This window comes from Enterococcus sp. AN402 (genome assembly GCF_040719405.1).
In the GTDB taxonomy this organism is placed as follows: Bacteria; Bacillota; Bacilli; order Lactobacillales; family Enterococcaceae; genus Enterococcus; species Enterococcus faecalis.
In genome coordinates, this window is sequence record NZ_JBFDTM010000004.1 from 2,680,581 (window position 1) to 2,698,445 (window position 17,865).

At 39.4% G+C, this 17,865-nt stretch carries 13 protein-coding genes; 6 read left to right on the forward strand and 7 right to left on the reverse strand.

The window, feature by feature from the left end; genetic code table 11:
* Positions 1 to 237: 237 nt before the first annotated feature.
* Entirely contained in the window at positions 238 to 2,286 is a 2,049-nt protein-coding gene (locus AB1I62_RS14490) for a hypothetical protein (RefSeq protein ID WP_104859377.1), read from the forward strand.
* A 1,233-nt stretch (positions 2,287 to 3,519) separates the two neighbouring features.
* Here AB1I62_RS14490 and AB1I62_RS14495 read toward each other — a convergent pair.
* From AB1I62_RS14495 to AB1I62_RS14525, 7 genes are all read right to left on the reverse strand, one after another.
* Positions 3,520 to 4,566: a serine hydrolase gene (locus AB1I62_RS14495; RefSeq protein ID WP_002386221.1), complete on the reverse strand. Its 1,047-nt coding sequence runs from the start codon at positions 4,564 to 4,566 to the stop codon at positions 3,520 to 3,522.
* Between the two features lie 451 nt (positions 4,567 to 5,017).
* The gene (locus tag AB1I62_RS14500) at positions 5,018 to 5,215 is read right to left on the reverse strand and encodes a hypothetical protein (RefSeq protein ID WP_010774056.1); all 198 of its coding nucleotides are present in this window, start codon (positions 5,213 to 5,215) and stop codon (positions 5,018 to 5,020) included.
* Between the two features lie 117 nt (positions 5,216 to 5,332).
* Positions 5,333 to 6,319 carry a polyprenyl synthetase family protein gene (locus AB1I62_RS14505; protein WP_002358954.1) on the reverse strand — a complete coding sequence of 329 codons (987 nt, stop codon included), beginning with the start codon at positions 6,317 to 6,319 and terminating at the stop codon, positions 5,333 to 5,335.
* A gap of 37 nt (positions 6,320 to 6,356) precedes the next feature.
* Positions 6,357 to 6,914 (reverse strand): Gx transporter family protein, encoded by a 558-nt coding sequence (locus AB1I62_RS14510; RefSeq protein ID WP_002354743.1) that lies wholly within the window; start codon positions 6,912 to 6,914, stop codon positions 6,357 to 6,359.
* Positions 6,915 to 6,925: 11 nt separating this feature from the next.
* Positions 6,926 to 7,348: a NusG domain II-containing protein gene (locus tag AB1I62_RS14515; RefSeq protein ID WP_002354745.1), complete on the reverse strand. Its 423-nt coding sequence runs from the start codon at positions 7,346 to 7,348 to the stop codon at positions 6,926 to 6,928.
* The gene (locus AB1I62_RS14520) at positions 7,326 to 7,517 is read right to left on the reverse strand and encodes a hypothetical protein (RefSeq protein WP_082153316.1); all 192 of its coding nucleotides are present in this window, start codon (positions 7,515 to 7,517) and stop codon (positions 7,326 to 7,328) included. Before AB1I62_RS14520 ends, AB1I62_RS14515 begins: the two co-directional genes overlap by 23 nt.
* Before the next feature lie 197 nt (positions 7,518 to 7,714).
* Positions 7,715 to 9,661 carry an NAD(P)/FAD-dependent oxidoreductase gene (locus AB1I62_RS14525; protein WP_002354747.1) on the reverse strand — a complete coding sequence of 649 codons (1,947 nt, stop codon included), beginning with the start codon at positions 9,659 to 9,661 and terminating at the stop codon, positions 7,715 to 7,717.
* Between the two features lie 277 nt (positions 9,662 to 9,938).
* Here AB1I62_RS14525 and pplA point away from each other — a divergent pair, with 277 nt between their 5' ends.
* From pplA to AB1I62_RS14550, 5 genes are all read left to right on the forward strand, one after another.
* Positions 9,939 to 10,868 carry an extracellular electron transfer flavoprotein PplA gene (gene pplA / locus AB1I62_RS14530; RefSeq protein ID WP_002368513.1) on the forward strand — a complete coding sequence of 310 codons (930 nt, stop codon included), beginning with the start codon at positions 9,939 to 9,941 and terminating at the stop codon, positions 10,866 to 10,868.
* A gap of 254 nt (positions 10,869 to 11,122) precedes the next feature.
* Complete coding sequence (locus AB1I62_RS14535) at positions 11,123 to 12,190, forward strand: FAD:protein FMN transferase (RefSeq protein ID WP_202250985.1); 1,068 nt, start codon at positions 11,123 to 11,125, stop codon at positions 12,188 to 12,190.
* A gap of 13 nt (positions 12,191 to 12,203) precedes the next feature.
* A complete protein-coding gene (gene menA / locus AB1I62_RS14540) occupies positions 12,204 to 13,151 on the forward strand; it encodes a 1,4-dihydroxy-2-naphthoate polyprenyltransferase (RefSeq protein WP_010825584.1) in 948 nt (315 codons plus the stop codon).
* Positions 13,152 to 13,538: 387 nt separating this feature from the next.
* Positions 13,539 to 13,901 (forward strand): LPXTG cell wall anchor domain-containing protein, encoded by a 363-nt coding sequence (locus AB1I62_RS14545; RefSeq protein WP_202250984.1) that lies wholly within the window; start codon positions 13,539 to 13,541, stop codon positions 13,899 to 13,901.
* The gene (locus AB1I62_RS14550; protein WP_202250983.1) at positions 13,888 to 17,760 is read left to right on the forward strand and encodes a WxL domain-containing protein; all 3,873 of its coding nucleotides are present in this window, start codon (positions 13,888 to 13,890) and stop codon (positions 17,758 to 17,760) included. The genes AB1I62_RS14545 and AB1I62_RS14550 overlap by 14 nt, the downstream gene beginning before the upstream one ends.
* The last annotated feature ends 105 nt before the right edge of the window (positions 17,761 to 17,865 follow it).

Consider the following 17,865-nt stretch of genomic DNA (forward strand, 5'->3'; position numbering starts at 1 on the left):
GTTTATCGTGTTTATTATGCTAAGTTGAAACGGGAAAGTCGATTGTTAAATAAGCTTTCGTTTTTTAGGTATTTTTAAGAAATATTTTAGAGTAGATACAGCATAGAAATTCTATTACAATTGTCTTTGGATCTTCAAATAATATCAATTGTTATTTAATATTTATTTTATTTTTTACAAGTAAAAGTAAGGAGGTTGTAATCTCAATTGAAAAAACATAACTATTTATTGATTTTATTGTGGATAGTTGGAGGGATCTTTTTAGGAGTTGAAAAAGTAGAGGCTGCTCCTAGACCATTAACAGAACTGGGCTATTTCCATTGGGCAAATCAATCGATTACACCAGCGGCAAACACATTTATTATGCATTACGGCGAAAATACATCCGTTGAACCAATTGAAGGCGAAGTGTATTCAAACTACATGGCAGTTAGTCAAACGACAAATAAAAGTAAAGCATTAGTAAAAAATGTGGGGTTCTATGAAGGAAAAGCAGTTAATTTATTAGTTACATTACAACGGAATAAAAGTAATTTGGATGGAGGATCAATTAGTTTTACTGAAAGCTACTTTTTAGGAATTACGATTAAAGGCGAAATGCTGGTTACCTATGATTTTGTTGATAATTATGGTCAGCCCTTAACGATAAAAACAGCGTTTAATTACTATGGGTTAAATTCAAACAAATATGTTGGCTATAAAAACCCTGGAACGATAATTGATGCCTTATATGCGGAAAATCCTACACATATTCTTTACGATACGTGGGATGGCGGAGACGATGATTATTGGTTATATCTAAAAAACGTTACTGCAGGGGTACCTTGGCGGGACCCTCGCCAGCGTTTTGAAATGACGACCAAAAGTATTTCTACTGTTACTTTTGTAGTCCACAACAATGACACAACGCCGTCATCAATTGTTTACTTTACGGATTTTTTGGCAAAACCAGAATTTCCACCAGCCTACGCAATGGATACTTATTTTGAAAATGCAGAGACGGCTGTTTGTTTAAATGTGCAACAGACCATTCCCAATATTGATCAGTGGACAAAACCTAGTCAAATGGTTGTAAACGTTAACCTGAACCAAGTAAATCAAACAAAGCAATATCAATTTGACAAAGTCTTAGTTACAGACTTTAAAGGAGAAGATTTAACGGATTTATTTACTAGCCAAACAGATGGTGAAAATGTCCAAATTATGACAAAAAATCTGTCAGATAGTCGTCTCTACGATACCGTATTACAATATAAAGTTTACTTGAAATGGCAAGGGACTCAAAATCCAGTCGATACGGCGCTCATTTCAAGTGGAAAATTAGACTTGCCGTTTAGTGCAAGAACTCTTTTAGATGGAGAAAATTTAGAGGAAACGACTGCTACATCCAGTGTGAATTATGTGGGGAAAGCAACGGCTGTGTTTTTAAATGAACAAGATAATGCTATTCATGAACTAGTCACAAAAGAAGGGATTTTAACCACGCCTTTTGACTTGTCTAATCAGTATCCCCAAATAGCTGGCTATGAACCAATTAAGACCCAACAAGATCAAGGAATGTTTCTTCCAGAGGAGCAAACAATTATTCATCGTTATCGTGAAAAGAAGTTATTACAATTCAAATTGATGGATGAAGAAAATCCGCTATTGGTCTCACGTTTTACAAATCAGCGAGAAGTTACTTTTTCATTTTCTCATGATCCATCAACCAATATAACTTTAATAGCGAAGTGTGGCACAGAAGAAAAAGAATTAAAAAAATATGTAGATGCGCCAGAATCGGTTGTTGATAAAGTTACGTATACTTTTCCTGAACATTGGTTGAATCGAGAGGTTTTCTTTTATATAAAAGATGAGAACAATCAAGAGTCAGAAAAAGACAGTCGGACTCTTCAAAAAGAAGCTGGGCCCAAGCTCATTTTACCTGATACAATCAATTTTGGTGTGAATGAAATTCCCGCAACAGAGACAATGATTTCTTCTATTACAAATAAAGAAATCCGCATTGAAGATACAAGCAAACTTGATAAAAGTCGGTGGACAATTAAAGTAAAAGAAGAACAACCGTTAAAGAACGAAAGCGGTGAGTTACTCGACAAAAGAATAAGTTATGGTGAGAAGAATCAGCGTGTTCTAATTAATGCAGATAGCCAACCTATTTTGCAAGGAAGCGGCAACGCTACCGCTAATTTGACCAAACAACTTCAGTTGACGATTTTTCCTTCTGATCCAGTCGGAAGGTATAGTGGAGTATTGCGATGGTCTCTGGAAGATGCGCCAGAATAAAACCTTTGTTTAATAAGAAAAAAGTGTCCAAAGATCTATTAATAGATAATTGGACACTTTTTTCTAGATCTCTCTGGGGCTCCTACTTTTTTAAAGAGAGCGCCTTCTAACAAAGTACAAATGTGTTATACTACACAAGTAGGAAGTTTATGACGGTGGCAATTTCTCAAAAAAAGGGGGACTGCCAATGTTTTTGCTTGTTTGCTCTTTCCCTAGAAAGGAATAGCAGTGACTGTCTTTGAAGCATTGATGCTTGCGATTGCTTTCGCAACATTAATTGTCAAAATCAGTAATAAAAACGACAAAAAATAAACCCGTCATAATCTTTAGCCAGGATTAACGGGTTTATTTCCTAATTAATTCAGCTACCGTCTTAAACGGTCTACCCGAGAGCGTATATCTAGTACGCTCTCTTTGTGTTTATTATAGCAAGTTGAAACGGAAAAGTCGAATAGTAAATAAAAAAAGTAAGCGTATTCCAGCAAGGTGTAAATGTGTTATACTACACAAGTAGGAAGTTTATGACGGTGGCAATTTCTCAAAAAAAGGGGGACTGCCAATGTTTTTGCTTGTTTGCTCTTTCCCTAGAAAGGAATAGCAGTGACTGTCTTTGAAGCATTGATGCTTGCGATCGCTTTCGCAACGTTAATTGTTAAAATCAGTAATAAAAACGACAAAAAATAAACCCGTCATAACTTTTAGCGAAGATTGACGGGTTTATTAACCAATAAATTAAAGCTACCGTCTTAAACGGTCTACCCGAGAGCGTATGTCTAGTACGCTCTCTTTGTGTTTATTATAGCAAGTTGAAACGGAAAAGTCGAATAGTAAATAAAAAAAGTAAGCGTATTCCAGTAAGGGATAAATGTGTTATACTACACAAGTAGGAAGTTTATGACGGTGGCAATTTCTCAAAAAAGGGGGACTGCCAATGTTTTTGCTTGTTCGCTTTTTCCCTAGAAAGGAATAGCAGTGACTGTCTTTGAAGCATTGATGCTTGCGATTGCTTTCGCAACATTAATTGTCAAAATCAGTAATAAAAACGACAAAAAATAAACCCGTCATAACCTTTAGCGAAGATTGACGGGTTTATTTCCGTATTAAAATCAAGCTACCGTCTTAAACGGTCTACCCGAGAGCGTATGTCTAGTACGCTCTCTTCGTGTTTATTATAGCAAGGTATCACCTAAAAAGCTAGCCGCTAAATCTTTCAATAGGATTAGAGCTTTTTTATTAATTTTGAGAAAATGACCAATCTCGAATTAAATTACGCCAATTGGAACGTTCATCCATAGAATATTGATCTAATTCAGAAGTGGCTTCCCGATTATAAAGCATAACTTTTCCTAGACCTGCTTTTCGATGCAGAAAGATTTCGCAGTAAAAACCTAGATATTGACCGCCATGGTAAAACCAATCTCCTAACTTCATCCAACCACAATTATATTCTTTTAAATAGAGATTGAAAACTTGATCCCAACTTTCGGGCGACAAAATTTCACCTTTGAGAACTGCTTGTAGCCATTTCGATAAGTCGTTAATAGTCGAGACCATACAGCCATCTGCAGATAGTAATTGATAAGTATTTGGAAATTCATGTAGTTCATTATCAATGTTACGATAGCTCCTTGCTATGCTATTTTGTGTGGCAAAGGAAGTTTTTACCATCGATAAAGGAGACAAGATTTTTTGTGTTACAAATTTCTCAAATGAGAGTCCAGATACTTTTTCAATAATCAAACCTAATAAATAATAATTAGTATTACTATAAGAAACTCGGGTTCCAACCTGAAAATCCATCGGTTTAGTAGCAATTATCGTTTTCAATTTATTGAAAGAAATTTGTTCTGCGGTAGCAAATTCAGCATAAAATTCCTGAAGTTTTTCGTTTAGCTCTGGTCTCTGTTCTTTAATTTTTTTCAAACTATTTAAGAATAGCTCCGTTGGATAATCAGGTAGACCACTACTCATTGTCAATAAATGTTTAACTGTGATTGCTTTTGGGATTAGCAAATCTGGAAAAAAGGCTACTACTGGCATTTCCAAGTTTAACTTACCTTGTTCATGAAGGATCATGCAGGCGGTACCAGTGAATTGCTTCGTTACAGAGCCAATACAACTTTGAGTTGCTTCTGTGAATAACTGTTTTTCCTTAAATTTTGCAAACCCATAATTTTTCTTAGCTAAAATTTTATCAGCGGTTACAAGTGCATAACTACCATTGTAATCGGTCTGTTGATAGATAGTTTCTAATCTATGGATTATTTCTTGTAAATTCATTTTTTCTCTCTTTTCGCTTTAGTCTCCAAGGCTGATATTACTTGTCTTGGGAAAAATGTTAAATTAAGCGAACATAGTTGGTACATCTTTACGCAAAAAATCACGTCCTTTCAATTATTAGTATACGCTTTCAATACATAAAAACGGCAAAAAGGATTTAGAAGAAACAAGCTTACATCAAATGTCTTCTATGAAGTGGTCAGGATAAGTATCCCAATATTTTTTATAGACACGGTCTGCGTGATTATCTAAATTTAACTGGTACATTCAGAAATGAGCACATTTTTAGGTTGCCATTGTTCTCTGTATTAGTAACAGTACGTCATACCGATTTATTTCATCACATTTCCACTGCGATAATTTTCTACATCATGTGTGGCTGTAATATAGGGGATACTCTCTTTTTTTCAGTAATGAAACCAATGATTTACTGGCGTCTGTCACAATCCCTTTATGCCGAAGAAACTCCTTTCGAAGTGCCAAAGTCGTGACTATCGTTCATTTCCGCTTTTACGTAGCCAATTGGACAACTATTTTCTTTATCTTTAAGACAGATGGCAAGGTAATAGGGATGATGCGTGATTGTTTTTTCATAAAACGCCCACATTTCGCTGAGCGTGGTATGAGAATACCACTGGAGAAAAGTCATAGTAGCACCTCTTTCTACTAATGAATCAAGTATATTTTTAAATTCTATCATAAAATATATGTTTGGTATCACCTAAAAAGCTAGCCGCTAAATCCTCAATAGGATCCAGCGGCTTTTTTAATTTTCTCTTGTCAAAATCGTTTGTGTAATTTCATACAATTGTTCTTTCGCTTGGGCCTTTGTTTCAGGAAGTTTGCTGATTTCTTTCAGCGCTTTTTCTGTGTAATGAGTGGCTAATTGTTGGGCCTTTTCTACGCCACCTAGTTCATGGACAAGACGATAAATTTCCTGTGTTTCTTCATCGGTCAAGGCTTCTTTTTTCATTAAAAGTGGCAACAAGACTTCACGATTGGCTTCAAGTGCATAAATCAATGGCAAAGAATACACGCCTTGACGTACGTCTTCTAAGACGGGTTTGCCGATAGCATCGGCAGTTTGTGTATAGTCCAAAATATCATCAATAATTTGAAAAGCCAGTCCGATATTTTCGCCGATTTCACCACAACGTTTGGCAAAACGTTGGGAGGTGCCACTTTCATAGGCACCGACAAAACAACTTAGCGCAAACAGTTCCGCAGTTTTCCCGGAAATATTTTTTAAATATTGGTCAATCGTTACCTCGAAATTATAGCGATTGTCCATTTGACCAAGCTCACCAGTCAGGACTTTTTCCATACTGCGCGAATTTAATTGAATGCTTTTTAATGAAGAAGAATAATCAGATAAGAGCTTGAAACAGCAAACAAAAAGATAATCGCCTGTATACACGGCTGTGCTATTTCCAAAGCGCGAACGCAATGTTGGCAAGCCACGACGCGTATCAGCTTCATCGACAATATCGTCGTGAACTAACGTGGCGGTATGCAGTAATTCAATGGAAGCCGCTAACGCTGTCGCCTTTTTAGGGTCCCGCTGTTCACCAAAATAAGAGAACAACAGTTGGTAGGCTGGACGTAGCAATTTGCCGCCAGAATGAATCATGTCATGGACAGCAGCTTGAATCTCTTGATTATCGATTTGAACCGCTTGTTCCATCAAGCGAAGAGTAGTTGTTAATTCTTTTGATAACGTAGGATAGGTATTCCACATAGGATGTATATTCATAAGATGACTCCTTTAATTGTGGCGGACAGGTTTTCAATTAGAAAAATTGACTCCACTTATGTTTCGTTGTTTGTTCATAATTCAGTTGGAATTTTCGTAACGTCTGGACATGTTGCAGTAAATAATTAGCGGCAATCCCAATGGCAATCCCCGAAAGTAACCCAAACAGAGATAGAAATGGTAAGTACAGCATCGGCGCCCACGAATGAGCAAAGAAAGAGGTCGTTAGCAACTGACCAACGTTGTGTAAGAAACCACCAACGGCACTAATCCCAATAATGCTGACCCGTTTTGGCCCCAGCTGCTTGACAAGCAACATGCCGAAATAACTTAATAAGGCACCACTGGCACTATAGAAAAAGGTCGAAAGTGTGCCGCCCAGTAATGTCGTTAAAATCAAACGTAAACAGACTAGGAAAAAACTATCACGCTTACGCATGGTGAAAATCGCAATAATGGTAATTAAATTTGCTAGACCGAGCTTTGCCCCAGGAGCAAATGCGAAAGGGTAAGGAATCATATTTTCGATTAAACCAATAATGACCCCTTGGGCAACGAGCATAGCAATATAAATATTCTTGTGTAATTTGCTCATAGTTGTCGTGCTTAATAAATTAAGCTACCGTCTTCACTCCCATCAGAAGCTTCCACGGTGATAAACAAATTGTGGGGTAGACAGGCAATCGGGGTTTCACCAGGTTTGGAAATCCAGCCTCGTCGAACATCCACTAAGTCAGCACAGTTGGCTTCCTTCACGCGGATACGATCACCATCTACTTCAATCAGGTTGTAATCACCGTCTTTTGCTTCGTATTTATATGTATAATGCGGGCCGTCCTTTTTTAAGTCAAAGACTTTGATTACTTTGTTGTCTACTTTCAAGACTGCTTGATACGTAGCCGCTTCTTGACCACGGTTTTGCATGGCAAAAACAACAAGGGGCAGAAAAGAACCAAGAACTAAAATAGCAATAATAATAACGTCCCATGTTTTCAAGCGACTTTTCTTAATGAATTCTTTGATCGTCATTTTCTTCTCTCTCCTTTGGTGTTTTTTTCTTGTCTATCATAACACAGTGAACGAGCTTGGAACAAAAATTACTTTGAATTTTTGTTCCAAGCTCAAAAACTGATAAACGGCGGGAACAGAACCAACTCCTTCGGAAATAAGCCGAAATTCCCCAAAAATTAAAGAGCAATTTTCGGAAATTTCTTCTTATTTCTCGGAGCTAAACGATTCTGTCCCGACCTCAGTTGAGCCACCATATTATATAAAAGAAAATATGTGGGACAAAAGTCATGCTTGACTGCTGTCCCACATACTAAATCCTATGATAGTCAGCTGGAGACATGTGTCTCAGCTTTTGCTCGTAGTTGTCAATCGATTATCGATTGCTTACTTACCGCCGTATCTAGCTTTCGGGGTACCATACCACGCTTTACCAAGTTTGCGTTGAATCCATGGAATTACCCAGCGGTCTAAACCGACAGCACGGCCTGAACCGTTCATCAAAGCAAAAGCGACAAAGATAAACCAGATATTTACCCAATAGAACATGCCAGATAAACAGAAGGCAATTGTTAAACCAATTGTAGCAGCACTTGATAACCAAGTGAATAAACCAGCAATCAATGCTAAAGCAATACATACTTCAACGATTGTCATGAATTTTTGCATGAACAAAGCAACTTCTTGGTTTGGCATCATAAATTTCATTACGCTTTCGAACCATTTAGGCATGTGATCAAACACTTGCATTGGTGTTTCGCCGTAAGCGTAGCTTAAACCAAAGTGCGCTGCTTGTGTTGCCGCATCGGCACCACCGCTTGCCGCCGCATCCGCCGCACCACTTGCAGCAGTTGTTGCTGTTTCAGTTGCTTGAGAAGCACCTGTTGTTACTTGTTCTTGTAACCAAGGGAATGGGAAAACGACTTTATCTGTGAACCAAGAACCATCACCAAACCAAGTGCTTGGTTTCAAGTAATCGCCGTTGCCGACAATTTTCTTCATTGATTCGACTAACCAAACCATACCATAGAAAACACGTAGCGGAACACTCCACAAGACATTGCCGTAACGAGACGTATGTCCGCGAGCAACAGAACGATCATCTTTAATATGGAAGATTTCGTGCATAATGTATTGGAACATGTAGTAACCAGAACGAATATCAAAGAAGTATTTCAAGTTAACGATATGTTTCATAATGATGGCTAAGAAACCACTCAAATGAATTTTATCGAATAAGTTGGCAACGCCCCATTTCGCGCCGATGGAAACCATGAATCCTTGGTAGTTTCCTTTAAAGGCGTGTTTTTCGCCACCTTTAATATCTGCAACGATGTTGGCAGCCGCAGTATGACCTGTTTGTTCAGCTGCTTGAACGATTTGAGGAGTTGGTGTATTTGGTGTTTCTTCGTAATAAACCAAGTCACCAATGATATAAATGTTTTTGTCTTCGTAACCTTTTGCTTGCATGTATTCATTCGCAACTAAACGACTACCACGTGCTGCTTCTAAACCAAAGTCAGCGGCATCAGAAGTTGCTTTCACACCAGCTGTCCAGATTAACGTATGCGTTGGTACTTCAGAACCATCTTTTAATTTAATGTGATCTGCTGCAACTTCAACGATTGGTGAGTTCAATAATAATTGAACATTTTTCTTTTCTAGATAACGTTCTGCTTTGGCAGCATCGTTACGAGATAACATGTTTAAGATGGTTGGCATTGCTTCAACAACCATTAATGTAATTTCGTCTGGATCAATTTTGGCATCTTTCGCTAAACGATCTTTCCAGTCGATTAATTCGCCGACCATTTCGATCCCAGTAAAACCAGAACCACAGACAACGAATGTTAACATTGCTTTGCGTACTTCAGCATCTGGTTCGATGGCTGCTTTAGCAACGGTTGCTTCAATGTGATGACGAATTTTCACTGCATCATCAAATGACCATAAGGTGAAACCATTTTCTTTCACGCCTGGTGTTCCAAAGTCGTTTGGTTCGCCACCCATACCCAGAATTAACTGGTCAAATGGATAAGAACCTGCTAAAGTTTTCACAACTTTGTTTTCTTTGTCGATCCCAGTAACAGTATCTGTTACCAATTTTACGTTTTTCTTGCGTGAGAACAAACGTTGTAAGTCGTATTGAATTGCTTCTGGTTCAACACGTCCGCCTGCTACTTCATGCAATTCGGTCATCATAGTGTGGTAAGAATGGCGATCAATCAATGTGATTGTTACGTCCGTATCTTTTTTAAATTTCTTTGCTAGAAATTTAGTAGCTGAAACGCCAGCATACCCAGCACCTACAACGACAATATTTTGCTTTGTCATTGACAATCCGCTCCTTAATATTGTAAGTAGTAAAATAGTGATAATGATTAATAAGTACACAATCGACTAACATTATATAAGTATTTCACGAATTTGTCTAATATAAATTTTAATTGTCAACAAATTTACTCCAACGATGAGTTTTTGATGAAAAAAAGACCGAAATGTAAATATTTTTAGGGGATGGTCTTGACAACGTTTTTAAAACCATTATAATGTGTAATGTATCACAAACTTTTAATGTTTGTGAAAATCATGAAAGAAAAGGTGACTATCAATGAAAGTGAATAAATTTGTTAAAGGTTTTGCGGCAATTGCATTATTTAGTTTAGTATTAGCAGGCTGTGGCGCAGACAAGAAAGACAACACAACGAACTCTTCTAGCGCAGCATCTTCAGAAACGAAAAAATCAACTGAATCATCAGCACCAGCGAAAAAAGTTGCCGGTGGCGATTTAAAAGATGGTACGTATAAATTAGAAGAAAAAAATGAAAAAAATGGTTACCGTGCAGTCTTTGAAATGACTGTAAAAGACGGCAAAATCACTGAATCTAAATATGACAACATCAATGCTGACGGCAAATCTAAAACAGAAGACACTAAGTATGAAGAAAGCATGAAAGCAAAATCTGGTGTTGGACCAAAAGAATACATCAAACAATTAAACGATTCTTTTGTTAAAGCACAAAGCGCAAGCGGTGTGGAAGTAGTAACTGGTGCGACTCATTCATCTGAATCATTCCAAAACTACGCACAACAATTAATCCAAGCAGCACAAGCTGGTAACACAGACACAATCGAAATCGACAATGGCGCAACATTGAAAGATGGTACGTACTCATTGAAAGAAAAAAATGACTCAAACGGCTACCACACAACATTCTCAATGACTGTGAAAGATGGTAAAGTGACTGAATCTAACTACGATAACGTGAACGCTGACGGCAAATCTAAAAAAGATGACACTGAATACGAAAGCAAAATGAAAGACGTTGCTGGCGTTGGACCAAAAGAATATATCGAAACATTAAACAAAGAATTTGTTAAAGCAATGGGCGAAGAAGACGGCTCACCTGCAGGTGTTGAAGTGGTAACTGGTGCAACACACAGCACACATTCATTCATCAACTACGCACAACAATTAGTGAACGCTGCTGAAAAAGGCGACACAACTGAAATCGTTGTTGACAACATCGTAACAAAATAAGTAATAATAAATGAATCGTGAAGTAGTTCCTGAAACGCTTTTCAGCAATTACTTGACACCATTGAGGGGTTGGGAAAAAGTCGGTTGGCTGACTTTCCCGCCCCTTTTTCTTCGCTAGTTCTGTCCATCATTTCACAAATTTTTTCACAGAAATTTGTGAATTTCCAAGAGAAAGACTTTTCATTTTTTCCAAAAAAGGCTACTATGCAAGAGAACTTATTTTTTAATTAAAGAAGGAAAGAAGAGGGAATCCTATGAAAAAGAAACTTCTGCTCATGGTGAGTGTTCTAGCAGTGCTATTTGTGGCAGCTGCTTGTTCCTCAAAACCAGAAGCGAAAATTAATACAGAACCATACTCTGACCGTCAAACAATGCTTGGTACCTACGTTCAAATTCGCATCTACGATGATGGCAAAGAAGACGTCTTACCGAAAGCCTTTGCCCGCGTCAAAGAACTAGGCGATAAAATCACGGTCAACCAACCAGGTTCAGAAATTGATGAAATCAACCAAGAAGCAGGCGTAAAACCGGTCAAAGTCTCAGATGACCTGTATCCTTTGTTGAAAAAAGCCTATGAATACAGCAAAGACTCCCGCGGCGGCTTCGACATGGCGATTGGCCCAATCACCTCTATGTGGCACATTGGCTTCGATGATGCCCGCAAACCAAGCCAAGCCGAAATTGATCAAGCTTTGAAACTCGTTGATTACACGAAAGTCAAATTCAACGACAAAGAGCAAACCGTTTACCTTGCAGAAAAAGGCATGCAATTGGATTTAGGCGCAATTGCCAAGGGCTTCATCACCGACGAAGTCGTGAAAGTCCTCAAAGACAACGGTGTCACCACCGCTATCGTCGATTTAGGCGGAAATGTTTACGTCTTAGGACACAGCCCACGTGGCAAAGACATGGACTGGACAGTTGGGATTCAAGATCCGAATAAAGCCCGCAACACTGTTTTAGGTCAAGTCAAAGAAAGCAACAAAACCTTAGTCACATCAGGAATTTATGAACGCTACTTAAAAGTCGATGGTAAAACGTACCACCATCTCTTCGATCGTGAAACTGGCTATCCGTTTGATAACGACATCGCGGGTGTCACCATTATCACCGACAAATCAATCGATGGTGATGGTCTCTCAACAGCCGTCTTCTCAATGGGCGTCAAAAAAGGACTAGAATATGTCGAAAGTCTGAAAGGAACCGATGCCATTTTCGTCACAAAAGACGACAAAGTCTACATCAGCAAAGATATCGAAGGCAACTTTGAAATCGGCAAAGACTCTGGCTATACGATGGGGAATCGGGCCGATTTGAAATAAGGAGCGACTAAAAATGTCTTTAAATGTGTTTTTAAAAGTAGTGGAAATTCAGACGAAGCTAGCCAGTCTCTTTCCCTTTATTATCGGGGTCTTGTTTTCAATGACCTATTTTGGGGAAGTCCAGTGGGGCAACACGCTGGTTTTCTTCATTGGCATGGTGGTCTTTGATATGGCCACCACCGCCATTAATAATTACATGGACTTCAAAAAAGCCAAATCAGACGTCTATAAATATGAAGAAAACATTATCGGACAATCAGGGGTTTCACCAAAACTGGTCCGTAATATGATTTTCGCCATGATTGCCTTCACTGCCGTTGTGGGTGCGTACTTAACGGTTCAAACCGGCTGGCTCTTCCTCGTATTAGGGGGGATTTGCTGCTTCATCGGGATTTTCTACACGTATGGACCGATTCCGTTATCCCGCATGCCCTTGGGAGAAATTTTCAGTGGCTTCACGATGGGCTTAGGCATCTTCGTCTTAACCGTTTACTTGAACGTGGTTAACCAGCCGCCGTTTTACTTAACGGTTGATTTCGCCAGTGGCGCCTTTCGTTTAGACGGCAATCTCTGGGCGGTGCTTGCGATTGTCGTGGCGTCCTTGCCTTTGGTCTGTTCGATTGCTAACATCATGCTCGCCAACAATTTACGGGACTTAGACACGGATATTGAGAACCACCGTTATACATTAGTCTATTATATCGGGCGCCCAGCAGGGATTGTGCTGTTTCAAGTGTTAGCGCTAGCTGGTTATCTGGTGATTTTATTCGGCTTCATTAGTGGTATTTATCAATGGCCTGTGTTAATCACGTTTGCCACTTTGCCTGTCATTTGGAAAAATATTCAAACGTTTAAACAAGAATTGCCGCAGCCGAAAAGTTTCCGTCATTCCATTAAGAACTTAATGGTTTTCAATGGCACCTATGCCTTAGGGCTATTCATTAGCGCCTTACTTGGTTAGTCTTGCGGAAAAATAGCGGGCTGGGCGAAAAAAATACTGTTTTTTTTCAGAGGCCTGCGTCAAAACAATCAAACAAAGCTCAAAATGTTAGTATTCGTTGCTAACATTTTGAGCTTTTCTTGTTAAAAAGAGCGGAATCTTAAAATTTTGTCAGGGGATTTTGGTAAAAATTTGCCGAAATCGCCCTTTTTTTGAGCCGATTATTAAATAACAGCTGTTGTAACCCTTGTCAGAATAGGAACCTTCAAAATTTTCGCATGGGGTGCGAAAAAATCGTCAATTTCTGCTGGGGGTTTCTTTGTTATTATAGAGGAGTAACAAAAGGTTGTTTCGTCTTTCTTGTGTAAAAGGGCAAGAAAGGCTAGCGAGTTAAAAGGAGGTTTTTCAATGAAAAAAAAGCGTTATTTAATGATTGTGTGTCTACTATCTTCTCCTAGTTTTTTTATAAATGTTGAAGCGTCTGATGGTGGTTCTAGTTCGGTGGGGATTGAATTTTACCAAAATCCGAGAACACCCGCTCCTAAAGATCCCCCACCGAAAACAGATGCGCCAGCTGCTGATCCCAAGGAACCAGCTGGTCCTCCGCAAGGAGATCAACGAAGTGGTGGTTCGACACAGACCACCACAACTGGCTCGCAGCTCCCTCGTACAGGGAGCAAGAGTCAGGCAAATTTGAGCATTCTCGGCTTGGTCTTAGTTGGCTTGGCGGGAATCGTACATAGAAAGAGGGGACGACATGAAGCGAAATAAATGGCAACGATTAGCAACCATTGGCTTGTGTAGTTCTTTAGTAATTAACGCCTTTTCTGGTGTGACGGCAGTTGCGGAAACCGTGACGATTGAAAGTAGTCCGACCGCCGAAAGTAGTGCCAAGGAAGAGACGCCAGCAAGCAGCGTGAAGGAAGAAACAACGAAAGCCAGTACGGAAAATAGTCAAGTAACAACTGACACGAGTCAGGAAGAAGAAAAGAAAGAGATAGAGAAACAAGCAGAAACAGAAGTATCAACGGAATCTTCAGAAGCTGTCCAAGAACATACACCTGAAGATGGTAGACAAACTCGTTGGTTACCAACAGGAACTAATATGTATGTAGGTACGACTTTAAAGTTTATTGATGAAAGTAATATGCCGTTTAATGAACCACTCGTGATTTCGGGGAATTATATAAAATATGGAAGAAAAGACAGTAATGATTTCTATACAGTTGGTACTGGCTATAAGATTAATTCTTCAAATAAAAGTGGCGGAACATATGTGATTTCGACCAGCACGCCAGTCCCTGTACCATATACTTTTACAGATTTGGGAAATGGAGTATCCAATTCAGGCTATGCATTAGACAATTTGTCTATCACGACAGCATTAAAATACGTAGACAGAATAGAAGAAACGAGCAATGTTGTAAAGTTTGTATCTTATACAACGAATCCGAGCACCTTGGATAAAGGCGTATGGGATACAATTATATTGAGTCCAGATAGGTCTAGAGCGTTTATAAAGCAATCTGACAATAGTTTTAGAATGGTCTCTGCATGGGGAACAACAGTAGCGACTGATTTGATTTCGTCATTATTGCGTATGGGCATAGAATCAGATGCTAGTAGTAAAAAAATTGTTTTGAATAATTTTAGCGGAACGACTGATTACAGTGCGGTAACAAAAGAATACAAAGTCACACGTAAACAAGTCACCGAAAAGTTCGTAAATACTAGTGGCGTAGCTATTACACCGCCAACAGGTTTTACCCAAAATAAGAAAACACCAATGACCAGCAATAACTTTACCTTCAAACAAGCAGGTACCTTACCCGACACCTATACAACAGGTGGTAAGACCTACAAGTTCAAAGGCTGGTACAAAGGCAAAACTAAACCAAGCACCTTGACCGCCACCAAAGCACCAAGTTATGCGGTGACGTATGATGGGAATGATGACTTGACGGTGATGTATGAGGAATTGAAAGAACAGACTACCACGATTCCAGCCGTTACGTATAAATTTGGTTTTGTCGATGAAAAAGGTGCCTTAGTCGCACCAACGAGTTTTAACATGACAACCAATTTAACAACTGTCATGAATGGCACGCCGAAACAAGTCGGCACAGCTAGCGGCGTGAACAATGGTAACTTGAAACAGTTAACGATTCCGAGCCAACAACTAACGTATACACCGTCGGTTAATCCTGCTTTTTCTGGTGGTACAAATTTCCGCGTAACTGTTCCTAAACGGTATAAGTTGCCAACAGTTAAGCCTGGGACATATTATACAGGCTCTAGTACCGCTTATCCAATCGCTACAACAAGAATGAGATATGTAGATGGTGTCTTACCTGATAGCCGTTTAGTGACAGATGGTAAAGAGTATACTTTAGTTGCAACGACAGCCGCTCATTCTTATCGAATACGTCAAATCTGGTGGGAATCAGACACAACTAAAACCATATTTGACTTAATTTCATCAACAGCAAGTGCAGAAGGAAATGCACCTGCTTACTACACCACAGATGACACCATGTATTATTTCTTAGAAAACCGCCGTGTCACCGAAAACTTCGTAGACACAAGCGGTGCTAAAATCACACCGCCAACAGGTTTCACCCAAGGTAAGCAAACGGTAATTAACAGCGACCCATATACCTTCAAACAAGCAGGCACCTTACCCGACACCTACACAACAGGCGGTAAGACCTACAAGTTCAAAGGTTGGTACAAAGGCAAGTCCATACCCAACACATTGACAACTACCAAAGCACCAAGTTATCAAGTGACCTACGATGACAATGATGATTTGAATGTGGTGTATGAGGAAGAAACAGTTACGACATTGTATCCATCAGTCGATATGAACTTTGTGAATGAAAAAGGCGGGGCTTTCACACCGGCGTTAACTTTTAGTGGTAAGTACTATGCGCAAAGTACGAGTGCGTCCTTAAGAACCGATTTATATGACGTAACATCAAAAAATAATGGCAGTGGGCAATATACGGTAAGTATTAACAATGGTAGTATGCCATTGTCCCAAGAATTATTGAAAAAATATAATAATGGACAACCAATCAGTGCTACCAACAGGTTACAGTTCACGGTTGATAAATTAGCCATTGACCAACAACTAAAATATGTTGATAGCATTCAAGTGGATATAGCTCAGAGTAGCAATCTGAAATCTTATAGATATGAGTATACGAAAAATAGTTCGCTTATTTTCGACCCGAATGTAGCACCAGCAGAGGTTGCTCTTAGTTCAGAATATGTTGATTCATTCAAATTTAATTCGGATGGTACCTATTTTTCTAATGCAAGTAATCGATTTTTTTACATGAATTTAGGATATGGCGGTTCAGTGGGCGGTATCGATCTTTTAATAATGTCACTTTTTAACGCTAACCCTGCGGATAAGTCAAAACTTGTCTACAAAGTCACACGAAAACAAGTCACCGAAAACTTCGTGGATGTCAACGGTGCCAAAATCACTGCACCAACAGGCTTCACCCAAGGCAACCAAGTACCGATGAACAGTAACACCTTCAAGTACACAGCAGCGAAAGCTTTACCAGCGACGTATACTGCGGGTGGCAAGACTTATACGTTCCAAGGGTGGTATAAAGGGAAAACTAAGCCAAGTACGTTGAACAAAACCACAACACCAACGTTCAATGCGACCTTTGATGGCAATGACGATATGACCGCCATGTATAAGGAAGAAATACCAACGGCTAGTGTCACATTAACTCGACCAAAAGAAGTGATCGATTCGAATACCAATGTAATCTGGACAACAACAATCACGAATACTAGCAAAGCACCCTTACAAAATCTCACCTTGAAAAAAGGGCCCAATTGGTCAGCTGGTCTGACGATCCCGACCTTTATGGAAGTGACACCAGAAGGAGAAACGACAAAATCAATCCCAGTAAATAGTACACTTTGGACAGATGGGGTTTCTTTACCAAATGCCGTTCCTATCGGCAAAAAAGTTTCAGTTGCTTTCACAACTCGCGCAACAGGGAACCCAAACACTGTTTTGAAAGCAGAGGTTGTGGTATTTGGTGGTATTAAAGATCGTACAGTGGACAACTTCGTGAGAATTCGTCCAAATGATCAAGAAGTAGTCACACCAACGACCGAAGGCTTCATCAGTGTACCAACCTTTGATTTCGGTCAAGTGGGCGTTGCAGGAAGTAAGCAACAACACAGCTTGAAACAAGCCGCGGATTACTACGGTAACGGTACCCGCAATCCGTATCTGCGGATTAAGAAAACGCAACCCAATTGGAGCTTAACGGCGCAACTGTCGCAACCAAAATCAGCGACAGACAGCTTGCCTACAGCGACCCGCTTATTATTAGGGGCGGCACCTGTCTCTAGCTTCACCAATTACAATCAACCAACCGAGTTGAAAAATGCGGTCGGTACCACGAGTGCCATTAGCTTAACAGCCAACAACACGGCGACGAGTATTATTGCCAACAAGCAATTCACAGGTAGTAATGTTTACCAGTTGGACTTCACCTTCAATAATGTCAAACTTGAAGTGCCAGCCAATCAAGGTGTTAAAGGGCAGCAATACAAGGCCGCAGTTACATGGAACCTAGTTACAGGTCCTTAAAATAGTTAAGTTATCGTGAGAAAAGCTCAAAATGTTAGTGGTTATCACTAACATTTTGAGCTTTTTGGTTTAAATATTAAGGAAAAAGCAGTTGGGGTTCATCAA